This is a genomic window from Acidovorax sp. FG42 (genome assembly GCF_057809195.1).
Window position 1 is genome coordinate 22,790 of record NZ_JBMDJM010000021.1, and the last position, 14,985, is coordinate 37,774.

Consider the following 14,985-nt stretch of genomic DNA (forward strand, 5'->3'; position numbering starts at 1 on the left):
ATGCGTTCCTTCTTTTCCAAAGCCCCTGTATGCCGCCAGACAAGCTCTGACGCGCGTGGCTTCGGGCTCTTGCAGGTGCTGCTGCTGATCTCGGTAATGTCTGGCTTGGCCACGATCGGCTACCTGCAATGGCGTGAGCGCGCACTTATAGAGTCTTCGCGCCAGGAGAGGCAGGTGCTTGCTCAAGCGGATCAGGCGCTTGTTGCCTTTGCCACTGTGAACCATCGGTTGCCGTGCCCCGACACCAACCGCGACGGAGAGGAAGATTGCGGAACACTGACAGATCAAAAAGGCTGGCTGCCGTCCGTTACGCTGCGTCTCGCCGGCGTTGACCCCGGCGTGGATGTGGGCCAGCTGCGCTACATGGTGCAGCGAGGTGCAGGAGATAACAACCTAACTACGCTGACAGACTCGTGGAGACCACTGGCGTACGACGATGCAGGCACGACGTTCTTCAGCATGCGCGGAACTGGCTACCCCAGTGACATCCTCACGTTGACGGATCTTTGCCAACGCATTGATACGGCTCGTACCACCACGATATCTGCCGATATGGCCCGCGTGAATGCGTCCCCGGTGCGGTCCGTTGCCTATGCGTTGGCACATCCCGGTATCAATGATGCGGACGGCGATGGGGATCTTTTCGACGGAGCAAACGCAAACGGGGCAGCTAACGCCAATTTGATGGAAGACCCTGCGCGAAGGCCCTTGCTCGCAACCTACAACGACATTGTGCTGGAGCGTTCGTTCACCAGCCTGTTGGCTGCTTTTCAGTGCCAGCCTTTAATTGACTCCATCAACGCTGTTGCTCTCGGTGAGGACATCGTGAGTCAAGTGGCAGACATGAAAGCAGACAATATTGAAGCCGCACGGCGCGCCGTTGCGTTCTCAACGCTGGCCGCCGTCATGACCAGCCTGGAGATTGCGCTGGCTGTGGCAGAGGGTATATCGGATGCTGGCAATGCAGCTGCCGAGTGGGTGACCTGCGCAGCATCGCTGGGGCTGGCTGTCAATGCGTGTGCTGCCGCGCCGCAGCACACGGTAGCCATTGGGCTTGCGGGCGGGGTGGTGTACGCCAATATTGTGGCCGTAGCCTTGAATGCCACGGCTGCAGGTATTGCAGGAACAGCCCTCACCCTGGCAGACAGCTCTGCCACTGCCGCAGAAATTTGTCCTCCGCGTGATCAAACTCTGATCAACCAGATGCTGGCAAACGCCAAGACCGAACGAGACAACGCAGTGAATGCGCTTGCCGCTGTGGATGCTGAAATCGTCAATAAGACAAACGAGCGCAATACAGCAATCACTGTGCGCGACAACACAGTGGCGTCCTTGCGAGCGTTGCTGCGAGGTAGCGGCGCATCGTCGCAGATCGATGACCGTGTGGATCCGCTGCTTAATGCCGCACAGAGTTGGGGAAATTACTCCTACGCCTACGAGGCTGCCGTGGCCAACGTCAGCCGCGCCACTGAAGCGCGCGACACCTGGGCTGACAAAGTCGCTAGCTACGATGCGATGCTTGCTGACAGCGCGGGCTCGTTGGCGCGGCTCAACGCGGACATCGCTACGCTCGACGCTCAGATTGCCGCGACCAGCCCGAGCGACACCGACCGGTTGAATCTGTTGCGCGGGCAGCGCTCCGGCAAAGAAGCCGAAATTCGTATGTTGGAGAGCATTCCGCAGATACAGACCCTAACCAATCAAATTGCAGCGCTGGATGCGCAGATTGCCACCAATCCACCGAACAAGGCAGAGTTGGAGAAGGAGCGCGCGCGCAAGGCCCGTGAGTTGGACGCCAATCTGTTCCGTGCAGCTCGTGCGGATGCAGTCAATTCCCTGGCATCTGCCCAGGCGACGCTGAACACCGCAATCGCTGATCGTGATGCTGCGTCATCCAGCTTTGGTCAGGCGCAAACCCAATACCAAACCGCATATGCCAATCTGACCGGTGCTGGCCGTTACGCTGTGTTTGACGGTAGCGGGAATGTGATTGCCTACCGGTGTACGAGCGGGTGTGCGCAAGGCGAAGTGAACATCACCAACGACCTCAACACCCTGTTGTGGACTCTATTCGGTTTTCCTGGCACTACAGCCCCTAACACAGATGCCACGTATCTGAAACCCTTGAAGCTACAGAAAGAACTGGACGCGTTGGTGAAGAAAAGGGAGGCCGCCGCAGAGCGCGCGACCAAAGCCCAAGCGCAAGTGACTCAGATGCAGGAAATGGTCGACAAACCAGCTGCCTGCAACACCACTGGGTCGGCTGTAGTACCTATGACGCCCGCCCAAGCTCAAACCATTCTGGAGAATGTGGATCGCAAGGGAGGCACGCGATGATGCTCAAACACCTCTCTGTTCGACGTCAATCCGGGTACTCTTTGGTGGAGCTAGGTGTAGCAATGGCCATCGTTGGCATCATCGGCGTCATTGTCTGGCGTTGGGTAGCCTCTACTCGGGAGCCGCTTGAGCGGCCGGCCATCGTGGGGCAGTTGGCGGAGGCGCAGGCTGCGCTGGAAGGGTTTGTGCTTGCGCAAAGCCGCTTGCCTTGCGCTGCATCCAACACGGGCGGCAATGAGAACTGCGCTGATGCCGCGGCTGTTTTTCTGCCATGGCGCACTTTAGGGTTGAGCAGCCGTTTCGGCCAACTGCACTACGGTGTGAACCGGGGGGGGACCGGGTTGAATCTTGCCCCCGAGGCGGGAGCACTCGCGCGATCGGTGTCACCTGACCTGAATCTCACACTGACTGGCATTCCATCCATCGATCCCGATTTGCCTTCCGATGCAGCGGTTGATGCCGCTCTGACTAAGGTGGAGGCCGCCATGACGGCCGCGACTGCTCAGCGCGCAGCGGATGCGAATGGCCTGGACTGGTGCCGGGTGCTGCGGCGGTTTGCTGCTAACCCCTCGGCGGCTGGCGTTTTGCAGGCGGGGAATGCGACCGACAGTATGCCTGTCGCGTTTGTAGTGGTGCACCCCGGGTTGAACAACATCTTCGAAGGAAGCAACGTCAGTGGCGGTGTGGGGGGGCGATTCTTTGATTTTCCTGGCCGGGCTCAATCCGCAAACTACGACGACATCGCGATCGGTGTTGGTCCAGCCGATTTGGCTGGGCGCATTGGCTGCGCTACTCGTTTGAGCGCCATGCAGGCCGCTGCTCAGGCGGCTTACACCGCTTATGACAATGCGCTTTTGACGCAGGAGTACTGGTCGCTGCGTGTGTTCGACATTGCGCAGGCCGAGTCTGCATTGTCAGGAGCCCAATCAGGTGTTGCCTTGGCGGCAGTCAACGCCGCCCTGGCGGGCGGTAGCTTGGCGTTGGCGATTGCATCAGCTTCCAATACGGAAGGGATCACCATATTCGGTATTGCACTGGCTGGTGTGAATCTTGGACTCGCAATAGCTGAGGTGACCTTGGCAGCAATTGACCTAAAAGAAGCTGAGGACGCGTTGCAAGCTTCCATCGACAAGGAGGCCGCTGTGCGCGCCTATGTGGTGCATTTGTATGAAACACTGGCACAGGCAATGAACTACGCTGTGCTGTTGGACCGCAAGGGACTCAATCCATGAAGCGCCCTACCATCAAGCGCCGTATGACGGGATTCACCCTGGTGGAACTGTCGGTGGTTTTACTTGCATTAGGGCTGATCCTGCCTGGTGCCGTGATCTTCTGGCAGTTATCAGAGCGCCAACGCGTAACCACACAGCAAATGGACGTGCAAAAGCAGGCACGTGATTCATTGCTGGGTTTTCTGCATTCCAACTATCGCTTGCCATGCCCAGCCGCCAATTCGCTCGGTTTGGAGGACTGCGCGAGCAACCGTCAGGTGGGATTTTTGCCGTGGCGTACCCTCAATCTTCCTCGGCCGGAAGCGGGAGCGCTGAGGTACGGCGTTTCTCGCGCGCCTGACTCTGCCTCTGCATCTTTGGATGAGGATTTGGCGGTGCGGCTGGATCGGATGAATCCGCTGAGAGTGCGCACACCGGATCCCAAACCACAGAATGCCGATGCCCCCAATCCGAACGCACCTCCGATCCCCGCCACCGCTGCTGGAATTCTGGGTGCGACCTATTCCGGCGACGATGCTATTCCGCTCAATTCGGCATGTAACGCGGCGAATGCGCCTCCTTGCCCGCTTGGAGTTGAAAACGCTGTCAATCTGATAGATATCTGTTTGGCGTTGAACCGAGGGGGGGATGGCCTCGTGCCTGCTGCGGGTCGATTGGCCACGCAGGTGGGAGCGAGCCGACGGGCTGCTGCGTTTGCAATCGCTGCTCCAGGAATGCTCGACGCAGATGGCAATGGTGCGGCTTTTGATGGGGCCAACGCGACTGCTGATAACGCTAATCCAACCTTTGAGGCGCCGGGCCGGGCTGTCACCGACATCTATGACGACATAGTGGTGGCAGCGAGCCATAACGAGCTGTTTTCCGAATTGAGCTGCGGCGCTTCGCTGTCTGCAGTATCCCATGCCCATTTCAACGTCGCCACAGGCTCGTTGGTAATGGAGCGAGCGATGTACGACTACCGAGATCAGCTCTACATCGCGGTGGTGTTGGCGCGGGCCGATGTGGCAGCCGCAGCTGCCGGCGTAGCGTCAGCGGTAGCAGGATCTCTGGACGCTGCAAAGGAGATGGTGTCCGCCGTGGCAGACACAACAATGTCCGTGGGTGCGCGTGCCTTTCAGATTGCTTTGGCTGCTGTGGGCATCGGGCTGGCGGTTGCCAGCGACGTGGCAGCGGCCTATGCAGTGATTGATGCCGCCTTGTCGTTGGCGGAGGCGGAACAGGTTCATAGCGACTTCGCGGCCCGCACTACGGCTATGACTAACCTGTCGCGCACCCTTAACGAGAACGCGCTGCGCGCCGATGCAATCGGCCATTGAACCCAATGCTTTTCGAGTTACGCACTATGACCCCCATTTCTGCATTCGCCGCCAGCGTCAGGGTATTTCGCCGCCAGCGCGGCTTCTCACTTATCGAATTGAGCGTAGTCCTTATCGTGATCGGGCTTGTGATTGGTGCCGTAGCTGTGGGTCGGGACCTCCAGCGGTCTGCCGCCAACCAGCGCTTGTCCACGGACTTCATTCAAGGGTGGCAACTGGCTTATGAGGCGTACTTCAATGGCGTGGGGCGCCCGCCTGGGGACAACCCATCCAACCCAACGGGCCGTGTCAACGGCAATGTCACTCCTGCGGGTACGGAGCTGTGTGGCACAACAATGATCAATCAATTTTTGGCAGCGGGAATTCGCGTGCCGACTGGGCGTACTGAGGGGCAGCAAGACAGGTACGTGTACCTCGACAGCAACGGTAACCCCCAGGAGGCGCGTGTCTGTTTTCAGAGCGTTGACTGGTCTGAACCCGCCGACACCGTGAACAATTACGTGCTCCGTCCACGCAATGTGATGGTGATTCGCGGTGTGACCTTTTCCTTGGCGGGCTCGCTGGACCAGCAGATTGATGGCCGCACCGATGCGCGTTTTGGAAGCTTGCGCGAAGGACCTCTGGCGAACGGCACAATCCCTGCTGCCAACACAACCAACAGTACTGGCATGAATTGGTCCATTGACGACCGTGTTGCGTTCGGTTCCACCGCGCCAACCTCGCTTGACGAGTCTCAGGTGGCCGTGACGACGGCCTACTTCAAAATGATGCGTTGAACTGAGCTCATGCCCTAACTGGTGCGATCAGAAAGCGCCGCCTCAAAATCCTGCCAACTGAAACCGCTGGTCAAAATTCATCTTGCCCAGCACGCGCAGCGCCGCGTTGCGGGTGGCGTTGTCCACCTTGCTGATGTCCAGGCTGTAGCGCTTGGCGGTGGAGACCACATCCACACACTTGTGACCCCATTGCACCGCCACGAGCAGGGCGGGGCGCTGGCCTGCCTCGGCGCCGACTGATACGCCGCGCTGCTCGGGCCGCAGCATGAATTCGAGGTGGGGGGTGCGCACCAGGGTGAGGCGGTCAGCACCTTGCGGGCCCAGGGCGAACGAGACCACCCAGTCGTCTTCGTCTTCCACCATCACAAACGGAACATGCTGGGGTGCGGCCATGGTGCTGGGCGTTGGGGTTAGGGGGCGGGGCGGGTGGGCCGCCGTGGTGCATTGCCCGGGGTGCGGGCGGGCGCCAGTATGCCGCTGCAAGCGCCATGCCTGCTGCGGGAGAACCCGAGGTTGGGCCTTTCCAACGCGTTATGTGCGTGTCAGCCTGGTGCAAGGCTGGCGCGGTGCCTTGTGGGGTAGGCCATGCGGTAGAAGGGAGGCCAGGGGCTGCGCACCGGGTGTGGATGCCAGGGTTTTGCTAAAAATGGCTCCAAGCGCCAGTGTTGCATACCTTGGTTGCTATTATTTTGATAGTTTTTTGGGCACTTTCGCGCTCTCTGGTACGGCCGTCGCCAAGTCCGTGGTCAGTTGGCCCACGGTAGCCAGTGCGGCCTCCAGCCGGTGGTGGGCGGGGTGGCCGTAGTTGATGCGCACGCAGTGCGCAAACCGCTGATCGGCCGAGAAGATCTGCCCCGGTGCCAGGCTGATGCCCTGCTGCAGTGCCAGGCGGTGCAGCTCCAGTGCGTTCACCTGGGGAGGCAGTTCCACCCATAAAAAGTACCCGCCCTCGGGCCGTGACACGCGCGTGCCGGGCGGGAAGTGTCGGGCCACCGCCGCCAGTGCGATCGCCTGTTGTTGTTCCAGGCTGCGGCGCAGGGCGCGCAGGTGCCGGTCGTAGCCCCCCTGGGCCAGGTATTCGGACAGCGCCTGCTGCGACGGCGTGGCGGCCGAGAGCGTGGTCATCAGCTTGAGCCGCTGCACCGCTGTGGCTTGACGGCCCGCTGCCACCCAGCCCACGCGGTAGCCGGGCGCCAGGCTTTTGCTGAAAGAGCTGCAGTGCATCACCAAGCCCGCGCCATCAAACGCCTTGGCCGGGGGCGGGCGCTGGGGGCCGAAGTGCAGTTCGCCATACACATCGTCTTCGATCAGCGGCACGCCGTAGCGGGCCAGCAGGGCAACCAGTTCGCGCTTTTTGCCCTCGGGCATCAGGCTGCCCAGCGGGTTCTGAAAGCTGGGCATGAGCCAGCAGGCCTTGATGGGCTGGTGAGGCTGGCGCGCGGACTGGCGCTCCAGCGCCTCGGCCAGCGCGGCCAGGTCGATGCCATCGCGTGGGTGGGTGGCGATTTCCAGCGCCTGCAGGTTCAGCCGCTCTAGCGCCTGCAGCGCGGCGTAGAAGGTGGGCGATTCGACCACCACCACGTCGCCGGGCTGGGTGACGGCCTCCAGGCAGAGGTTGAGGGCCTCCATCGCGCCGTTGGTGATGATGATTTCTTCCACATCCACCGCCGTGCCGTGCACGCCGTAGCGCAGCGCGATCTGCTGGCGCAGGCGTTCGTCGCCGGGCGGCAGGCTTTGCACGATGTTCCACGGATCGAGCTTGCGCATGCCGCTGGCAAGGCACCGCGCCAGGCGCTCCAGCGGAAACAGCTCCAGCCCCGGAAAGGCAGAGCCCAGCGGCACCAGGTCGCGGTCGCGCGCCAGGCCGAGCACCTCGAAAACCAGGTCGCTGATGGCCACCTCGGTGGAGGTGACTGCGGGCTGGGAGGGCTGGGGCTCGGCCGGGCGGGCCTCTGCCGTGCCGGGGAGCCGGGCGCTGACGTAGTAGCCCGAGCGCGGGCGCGCGTGGATCAGGCCCTGGGCCTCCAGCAGGTAGTACGCCTCGAACACGGTGGACGGGCTGATCCCCCGCGTGCGGCTGGCCTCGCGCACGGAGGGCACGCGGTCACCCGGGCGCAGGGCGCCGCTGTGGATGAGCTGGGCGATGGCGTCGGCGTGGCGTTCGTAGCGCTTCATGGGCGGGGCGGGGTTGATGCAGTGCAAACTGATCTGTATTTTTAACTCGAAACTGAATCTGTACTGTTTTTAAGGTCGGGCGTAGAGTGGCGGACTGTGTGGGCGCACGCCCAACGACTGTTTCTCCAGAGATAAAAAGCCATGATCGATTGCCTGCGCAGCCTGCTGCGTCCCGTTGTCTGCCTGCCTGTAGCCGCCGCCCTGCTGGCGCTGGCCTTGAGCGCTGACGCTGCGGCCCAGACGGTGCCCCCCAGCTCCGCCCCTGCACACCCCGTGGCCACCGCATCCACTGCGGCCACGGTGCCTGCGTCGTCCATGGCGTCGCGCGTGCTGGCCTGCACTGCCTGCCATGGCAAAGAGGGCCGGGCCACGCCCGACGGCTACTTTCCGCGCATTGCGGGCAAGCCGGCGGGCTACTTAACCAACCAGTTGCTCAACTTCCGCGACGGGCGGCGCAGCTACCCGCAGATGGGGTACCTGATCGAACACCTGACAGACGACTACCTGCGCGAGATGGCCGAGTACTTTGCCGCGCAGGACCTGCCGTACCCGCCGCCGCTTGCGCCGCAAGTGCCACCCGCCGTGCTGGAGCGCGGGCGCGTGCTGGTGCAGCGGGGTGACGTTGCGCGCAACATCCCGGCCTGCGTGGCCTGCCACGGTGCGGCCATGACGGGTGTGGTGCCGTCCATCCCCGGCCTGCTGGGCCTGCCGCGTGACTACCTCAACAGCCAGCTGGGTGCCTGGAAGACCGGCCAGCGCCGCGCGCATCTGCCTGACTGCATGGCCGACATTGCGCGCCAGCTCACGCCCGACGATGTGAGTGCAGTCTCGGCCTGGCTGGCCGCGCAGCCGGTGGCAGCTGGGGGCAAGCCGGCCCGCACATTGCCTGCCGCGATGCCCGCGCGCTGTGGTGGTGTGGCCGAAGTGCCCGTGGCCGCTGCGGCAGCACGTTGAGAAGGGATGCACCGATGAAACGCATCCTCTGGACCCTGTCTTCCGTGCTGGCGGCGCTCGGCATTGTCGCCGCCGTGTTGATCACCCTGAACCTGCGTGGCGAAGAGCCGCTGCCCGCCACCGAGACGCTGCAATCCACGCCTGCGCTGGTGCAGCGCGGCGAATACCTGGCCCGCGTTGGCAACTGCATGGCCTGCCACACGACCCCAGGCGGCTCGCCGTTTGCGGGCGGGCGCGGTATCGAGACGCCGTTTGGCGTAGTGCACAGCTCCAACCTCACGCCCGACAGGGCGCAAGGCATTGGCAGCTGGACCTCGGCCGAGTTCTGGCGCGCCATGCACCATGGCCGCAGCAAGGACGGGCGGCTGCTGTACCCAGCCTTCCCGTACCCCAACTACACCCAGGTGACGCGCGAGGATTCGGACGCCATCTTTGCCTATCTGCAAAGCCTGCCCGCTGCGCCCGACGCCAACCGCGCCCATGCGCTGCGTTTTCTGTACAACACGCAGGCGGCATTGGCGGTATGGCGTGCGCTGTTTTTTGCACCCGGAGCGCCCGCCGCCGAACCCACGCAGACGGCCGAATACAACCGGGGCGCCTATCTGGTCAACGGCCTGGGCCACTGCACCGCCTGCCACACGCCGCGCAATGCACTGGGCGCCACATCGGACGCCAAGGCGTTCACCGGCGGCCTGATCCCCGTGCAGAACTGGTATGCCCCCGCGCTCAATGCCGCGCACGAGGCGGGCGTGAAGGAATGGCGCACCGATGACGTGGTGGCCTTGCTGAAAACCGGCGTGGCCCCGCAGGGCTCGGTGCTGGGCCCCATGGCCGAGGTGGTGTTCCGCAGCACGCAGTACCTGAGCGATGCCGACGCGCGCGCCATGGCTGTGTACCTGCAAGCCCTGCCGCAACAGGACCGCAAGGCGCCCGCCACCGTGGCAGCCCCCCCCGCCAGTGCGATGGCCCGGGGCGGCAAGGTGTACGAGCAGCAGTGCGCCCACTGCCACGGCGACCGGGGGCAGGGCGAGCCCGACGCGTTCCCGGCGCTGGCGGGCAACCGCGCCGTCACCTTGGCCGACCCGACCAACCTGGTGCGCGTCGTGCTGCAGGGCGGCTACCCGCCCGCCACGGCAGGCAACCCGCGTCCGCATGGCATGCCGCCGTTTCAGCAGACGCTGTCGGACGAAGAAGTGGCGGCGGTGACTACCTTTGTGCGCAACAGCTGGGGCAACCAAGCGCCGGGTGTGGGTACCATCGAGGTCTATCGCGCGCGCGAGCGGCGCGGCATGTAGCGCCAGGCCCCGGGGCCAGCGCCCGCCGCCCCGCAGCGCGGCCCTTCAGGAGCCCTTTTGATGTCCAGTCCCGCCGCACTGCCCGAACCCACCCCCACGAGCCCGGGGGGCGCCACGCCCAGCGGCTGGTGGGCCCTGTGCCTGTGCGCAGCGTGGTGCGGCACCTGCGGCATCTACCGCCCCTTGTTCGACGAATTGGCCCGTGCGCACCCGGACGTGCGGTTTGAATGGGTGGACATCGAAGACGAGTCCGATCTGGTCGGCGACCTGGACGTGGAAACCTTTCCCACCCTGCTGATTGCCGACGGCGAGCGGGCCCTGTTCCTGGGCCCGTTGTTGCCGCAGGCGCCGGTGCTGACACGGTTGTTGACCAGCCTGCAGGGGGCGGCGCCCGGTGGTGCTGGCGTTGGGGGCGACGCCCAAGGCGTTTTTGACAGGGTGCGTGCTGCACGCGGCGGCTAGTGGGCAGTCTTGCGGCCTGGTAGCGGTCGTTGCCGTAACTCCGCTCATTGTCTGAATGCTCTTTATTTGATAGCTGATAGCGCATGATCCACTAGCGCTACAGCCACTTTTTGCTCGAAATCCGTGTCCACACCCCGCCCACCCTGGTTCCCGCTCAATTCACTGCAGGCCCAGTGCGACAAGGGCGCGTGGGAGCGGGGCATGGAGCTGTACCGCCAGGCCGACGTGGTGCGCGTGGGTATTCGGCAACCAGCCGAGGGGCGCTGGGCCCTGGCGGGGGAAGTGCAGGGCAGTTTGCCCCACCCGTACGAGGTGTCGGTGCAACTGGTGCTTGCGCCCAACGGCCAGGTCAAGCAATGGTCGGGCGACTGCAGTTGCCCCGTGGGGGCCGATTGCAAACACGCCGTAGCCCTGACCCTGGAGGCCGCGCACCGCGACCTGGCGCAGGGCCCGTCGTCCACGCGGGCTGCCGATGCGCTCAAGGCCATGCAGGAGCGCAAAGAGGCCCTGGCGCGCGCCGAGGCCGAGGCCCGCTTGCTGCACTGGCTGCAAGAGTGGGACCGTGCCCTGGGCGTTGCGGTGCCGCAGGAGCCGGTTGCACGGCCAGGGCGGCCCGAGTGTTATCTCTATCTGGTCTCCACCATCGGGCGGGCGCGCACCACAGTGCCGCAGTTGCAGCTGGAGGCCGTGGTGTCGTACCCCAAACTCACGGGCGGCTGGGCCAAGCCGCAGCAGATCCGCACCCAGCCGGCACCTGGCCAGGCCGTGTACGACCGCGCCAGCGACGCCGACCGCCAGGTGCTGCAGCTGCTGCGTGCCATGCCCCGCAGCGTGGGGTACTACTCGGCCTACAGCGTCGCGCCCATTGGGGTGCTGGAGGGCGCGGTGGGCCTGCTGGCGCTGGAGCAGGCAGCGGCCACGGGCCGCCTGTTTGTGGATGCGGGTGGGTCCACTGTGGGCGCGCCTTTGCGATGGGGCGACCCGTTGCCGATCACGTGGGCATGGCAGGCGCCCACGCCTGCGCAAGGCGGCGAGGCCGTCTGGGGGCTACAGGCACGGCTGCCGGGCGACACCGCCATGCTGTGCGACAACCACCCGCCGCTGTATCTGGACGCCGTCCAGGGCGTTTGTGGACCGGTGCACGCAGAGTGCCTGAGCCCTGCGCAGGTGGCCATGCTGCTCAAGGCGCCCGCGCTCAGTGCAGCGGCCCTGCAAAAGCACCATGCCGAGGTGGTGCGCCGCATTGGCGGCGTGTTGCCGTTGCCTCCTGCGCTGGGGCCGCTCACGCAGGTGCGGGGGGTAAAGCCCGTGGCGCGCTTGCATTTGGCACCGTCGCCTGCCGACAGGGTGGCCGAAATGGGGCTCATCACCGCGCAATTGCGGTTTGACTACCAGGGCCATGTGGGCTGGTGGGCAGGGCAGGATCTGGCGGTGCTAGTGCCCGGTGCCGACGGCAGTCAGGTGCTGCTGCAGCGCGATGCCGTGGCTGAACGCCACGTCGTCGAGCGCCTGGAGGGGCTGGGCCTCTTGGCCACCGACGACGGCCTGTTCGGCATCCCCGGCGAGCGCTCGCAGGACGACTGGATGCACTGGGCGGACGACGGCTTTGCAGCGCTGCGCGGCGCGGGGTTGGATGTCACGCTGGACCCTGCGCTGCAGGGCTGGGTGCAGCACGCCGACCGGCTGGATGTGGTGCTGCAGCCTGCGGGTGACGATGCGGCCACATCGCCCTGGTTTGCGCTGTCGCTGGGCATGGAGATCAATGGTGTGCGCCACAACATCCTGCGCTGGCTGCCCGATTTGATTGCCGCGGCGGCGGCCCGGCCGCTGGACCCTGCCACGGGCCTGCCCCAGCTGCCTGCGCATGTCTACATGGCCTCGTTGACCGGCCCTGGTTTTGTGCGCCTGCCCACCGACTCGCTGCGGCCCTGGATGGCCGCGCTGCTGGATCTGGCGGGCGACCGCGCGCGCGACTTCAACGCCGACAGCCTGAAGCTCTCGCGCCTGGACGCTCTGCGCACCAGTGCTGCGCTGGGCGAGGGCGCGGTCTGGCAGGGCGCCGCCGCCTTGCACGACATGGTGGCCCAGCTGCGCGGCGCCAGCGCCTTGCCCGAGGTGCCGCTGCCCACCAGCGTGCGGGCCACGCTGCGCCCGTACCAGCAGCAGGGCCTGAACTGGCTGCAGTTTTTGCGGGCCCACGGCCTGGCCGGTGTGCTGGCCGACGACATGGGCCTGGGCAAGACGCTGCAGACCCTGGCGCACATCCAGGTCGAAAAAGATGCCGGACGGCTGACTGCCCCCGCACTGGTCATCGCCCCCGTGAGCCTGATGGGCAACTGGCAGCGCGAGGCCGCGCGCTTTTGCCCGGGCCTGCGGTGCCTGGTGCTGCATGGCGCGGGTCGGCACGAAGTGGCCGACGAAGTCACCGCGCACGACCTGGTCATCGCGCCGTATTCGCTGCTGCATCGCGACCGAGACCGCTGGCTGGCGCACCCATGGCACCTGGTGGTGCTGGACGAAGCCCAGAACATCAAGAACGCCAGCAGCCAGGCCGCGCAGGTGGTGAGCGAGCTGCAGGCGCGCCACCGGCTGTGCCTGTCGGGCACGCCCATGGAAAACCACCTGGGTGAGATCTGGAGCCTGTTCCACTTCTTGATGCCGGGTTTTTTGGGCGGCGCGACGCGCTTCAAGGAAGTATTTCGCACACCCATCGAAAAGCAGGGCGACAGCGCGCGCATGGCGCAACTGCGGGCGCGCATCACGCCCTTCATGCTGCGGCGGACCAAGGCCCTGGTGGCGGGTGAGCTGCCGCCCAAGGTGGAATCGGTCATGCCCGTGGAGCTGACGGGCGCGCAGGCCGATCTGTACGAAACCATCCGCCTGGGCATGGAAAGGACCGTGCGCGAGGCGCTGCAGTCCAAGGGGCTGGCGCAATCGCAGATCGCGATCCTGGACGCACTGCTCAAGCTGCGGCAGGTGTGCTGCCACCCGCAGCTTGTGCCGCTAGAGGCTGCTGCCAAGGTCAAGACGTCGGCCAAGCTCGACCACTTGATGGCACTGCTGCCTGAAATGTTGGCCGAGGGGCGGCGCGTTTTGCTGTTCTCACAGTTCACCAGCATGCTCACCCTGATCGAGGCCGAGCTGAAGGCGCGCAACCTGCCTTGGGTCAAGCTCACGGGGCAGAGTGTCAAGCGCGACGCGATCATCGAGCAGTTCACCAGCGGGCAGGTGCCCCTGTTTCTCATCAGCCTCAAGGCGGGCGGGGTGGGGCTGAACCTGCCGCAGGCCGACACCGTAATCCATTTCGATCCCTGGTGGAATCCGGCAGTAGAGGACCAGGCCACCGATCGCGCCCACCGCATCGGCCAGACGCAAAGCCTGTGGGTGATCAAGCTGGTGGCGCAGGGCACGATTGAAGAGAAAATCCTGGCGCTGCAGGAGCGCAAGGCCGAGCTGGCAGACAGCCTGTACAGCGGCGCGGCCGCCCGCAAGGAGCCGCTCTTCACCGAAACCGATCTGGCAGAGTTGTTGCAGCCGCTATCAGTGTCATAGCTGGTAGCGCATGTGGGACAAGCGCAAGACGCTGATTTGGTGCGCTGCGGCCCCGCAGGCCGCATGAACACTGGCTGGGGCCGGTTGACAACAGTTTTCCGAACCCGTGCCTTTGCAAATCAACAGTTTGCACGCTACAATACGACTCTCACGACCAAACGGGCGGGTACCAACCGCCCGTTTTTTTTGGTCGAACGCTTTTGGAGCTCGAAGCTGTCGGGGAAGAGTCTCCGGGGGTTATCGGGTTTTTTGTTTTTCCGGGATTGAACTGAGCACGTGGCACTACAGCAAGTCGTTGAACAAATTGTGACGGGACTGGGATATGACCTGGTGGAGATCGAGCGCTCTGCCGGCGGCCTGTTGCGCGTCACCATCGACTTGCCCTGGGAGCAGCCAGCCGCTGATGCCCCCCAGCCCGTGATCGAGCAGTTCGTGACGGTCGAGGATTGCGAGAAGGTCACCCGCCAGCTGCAGTTTGCGCTGGAGGTCGATGGCGTCGAGTACAAGCGCCTCGAAGTGTCATCCCCCGGTATCGACCGGCCCCTGCGCCACGAGCAAGACTTCGTGCGCTTCGAAGGTTCGGTCATCGACATCACCCTGAAGGCGCCCATTGGCGCCGCAGCAGCGGGAGGGCAAGTCAATGCCACCCGCAAGAAATTTCGCGGCACGCTGGAGCGGGCCGAGGCTGGTGGCTGGCAGATCGTCTGGAGCGACGAGCCGCCGGTCAAGCCAGGTCAAAGAGTCAGCAAGAAACGCGTGCCCGCCCCTTTGCAGGCCATGGGCTTCACCTTGGACGAGTGCCGGGATGTGCGTCTGGCGCCCATCGTGGACTTCAAGGGGCGTGCAGGCAAGGCCGGGGCAGCACCTGCCTGATTTGCTGCAGAAA

At 64.5% G+C, this 14,985-nt stretch carries 11 protein-coding genes; 9 read left to right on the plus strand and 2 right to left on the minus strand.

What is annotated here, in order from left to right; genetic code table 11:
- Genes ACODSM_RS19260 through ACODSM_RS19275 form a run of 4 tightly spaced genes read left to right on the plus strand, consistent with a single transcriptional unit; the run spans position 1 to position 5,661 of the window.
- Positions 1 to 2,337: a hypothetical protein gene (locus ACODSM_RS19260; RefSeq protein ID WP_488806560.1), complete on the plus strand. Its 2,337-nt coding sequence runs from the start codon at positions 1 to 3 to the stop codon at positions 2,335 to 2,337.
- The gene (locus ACODSM_RS19265) at positions 2,334 to 3,569 is read left to right on the plus strand and encodes a type II secretion system protein (protein ID WP_422847048.1); all 1,236 of its coding nucleotides are present in this window, start codon (positions 2,334 to 2,336) and stop codon (positions 3,567 to 3,569) included. The genes ACODSM_RS19260 and ACODSM_RS19265 overlap by 4 nt, the downstream gene beginning before the upstream one ends.
- Positions 3,566 to 4,885, plus strand: a complete 1,320-nt coding sequence (locus ACODSM_RS19270) for a type II secretion system protein (RefSeq protein WP_422847047.1) — start codon at positions 3,566 to 3,568, stop codon at positions 4,883 to 4,885. The genes ACODSM_RS19265 and ACODSM_RS19270 overlap by 4 nt, the downstream gene beginning before the upstream one ends.
- Positions 4,886 to 4,911: 26 nt before the next feature.
- Complete coding sequence (locus ACODSM_RS19275; RefSeq protein ID WP_422847046.1) at positions 4,912 to 5,661, plus strand: type II secretion system protein; 750 nt, start codon at positions 4,912 to 4,914, stop codon at positions 5,659 to 5,661.
- 42 nt (positions 5,662 to 5,703) lie between these two features.
- On the opposite strand, the gene ACODSM_RS19280 is transcribed toward ACODSM_RS19275, so the two are convergent.
- Together ACODSM_RS19280 and ACODSM_RS19285 are read right to left on the minus strand one after the other, a co-directional pair.
- Entirely contained in the window at positions 5,704 to 6,054 is a 351-nt protein-coding gene (locus tag ACODSM_RS19280) for a hypothetical protein (protein ID WP_422847045.1), read from the minus strand.
- A gap of 291 nt (positions 6,055 to 6,345) precedes the next feature.
- Positions 6,346 to 7,836 (minus strand): aminotransferase-like domain-containing protein, encoded by a 1,491-nt coding sequence (locus ACODSM_RS19285; protein WP_488806561.1) that lies wholly within the window; start codon positions 7,834 to 7,836, stop codon positions 6,346 to 6,348.
- 141 nt (positions 7,837 to 7,977) lie between these two features.
- Between ACODSM_RS19285 and ACODSM_RS19290 the strand changes: the two genes are divergently transcribed.
- From ACODSM_RS19290 to rimP, 5 genes are all read left to right on the plus strand, one after another.
- Positions 7,978 to 8,790 (plus strand): c-type cytochrome, encoded by an 813-nt coding sequence (locus ACODSM_RS19290; RefSeq protein WP_488806562.1) that lies wholly within the window; start codon positions 7,978 to 7,980, stop codon positions 8,788 to 8,790.
- Positions 8,791 to 8,804: 14 nt separating this feature from the next.
- Positions 8,805 to 10,085 (plus strand): c-type cytochrome, encoded by a 1,281-nt coding sequence (locus ACODSM_RS19295; protein WP_488806563.1) that lies wholly within the window; start codon positions 8,805 to 8,807, stop codon positions 10,083 to 10,085.
- Between the two features lie 60 nt (positions 10,086 to 10,145).
- On the plus strand, positions 10,146 to 10,547 hold the full coding sequence (locus ACODSM_RS19300; RefSeq protein WP_488806564.1) for a thioredoxin family protein: 402 nt from the start codon (positions 10,146 to 10,148) through the stop codon (positions 10,545 to 10,547).
- Between the two features lie 201 nt (positions 10,548 to 10,748).
- Positions 10,749 to 14,099, plus strand: a complete 3,351-nt coding sequence (locus tag ACODSM_RS19305; RefSeq protein WP_488806597.1) for an SNF2-related protein — start codon at positions 10,749 to 10,751, stop codon at positions 14,097 to 14,099.
- Between the two features lie 276 nt (positions 14,100 to 14,375).
- On the plus strand, positions 14,376 to 14,972 hold the full coding sequence (gene rimP / locus ACODSM_RS19310; protein ID WP_422847041.1) for a ribosome maturation factor RimP: 597 nt from the start codon (positions 14,376 to 14,378) through the stop codon (positions 14,970 to 14,972).
- Positions 14,973 to 14,985: the final 13 nt, after the last annotated feature.

Bases quoted from the DNA above. Each gene is read 5' to 3' on its own strand.
- ACODSM_RS19305 (WP_488806597.1), top strand. From the start codon at position 10,749: ATGGAGCTGTACCGCCAGGCCGACGTGGTGCGCGTGGGTATTCGGCAA.
- ACODSM_RS19270 (WP_422847047.1), top strand. From the start codon at position 3,566: ATGAAGCGCCCTACCATCAAGCGCCGTATGACGGGATTCACCCTGGTG.
- ACODSM_RS19260 (WP_488806560.1), top strand. From the start codon at position 1: ATGCGTTCCTTCTTTTCCAAAGCCCCTGTATGCCGCCAGACAAGCTCT.
- ACODSM_RS19265 (WP_422847048.1), top strand. From the start codon at position 2,334: ATGATGCTCAAACACCTCTCTGTTCGACGTCAATCCGGGTACTCTTTG.
- ACODSM_RS19300 (WP_488806564.1), top strand. From the start codon at position 10,146: ATGTCCAGTCCCGCCGCACTGCCCGAACCCACCCCCACGAGCCCGGGG.
- ACODSM_RS19280 (WP_422847045.1), bottom strand. From the start codon at position 6,054: ATGGCCGCACCCCAGCATGTTCCGTTTGTGATGGTGGAAGACGAAGAC.
- ACODSM_RS19290 (WP_488806562.1), top strand. From the start codon at position 7,978: ATGATCGATTGCCTGCGCAGCCTGCTGCGTCCCGTTGTCTGCCTGCCT.
- ACODSM_RS19285 (WP_488806561.1), bottom strand. From the start codon at position 7,836: ATGAAGCGCTACGAACGCCACGCCGACGCCATCGCCCAGCTCATCCAC.
- ACODSM_RS19295 (WP_488806563.1), top strand. From the start codon at position 8,805: ATGAAACGCATCCTCTGGACCCTGTCTTCCGTGCTGGCGGCGCTCGGC.
- ACODSM_RS19275 (WP_422847046.1), top strand. From the start codon at position 4,912: ATGACCCCCATTTCTGCATTCGCCGCCAGCGTCAGGGTATTTCGCCGC.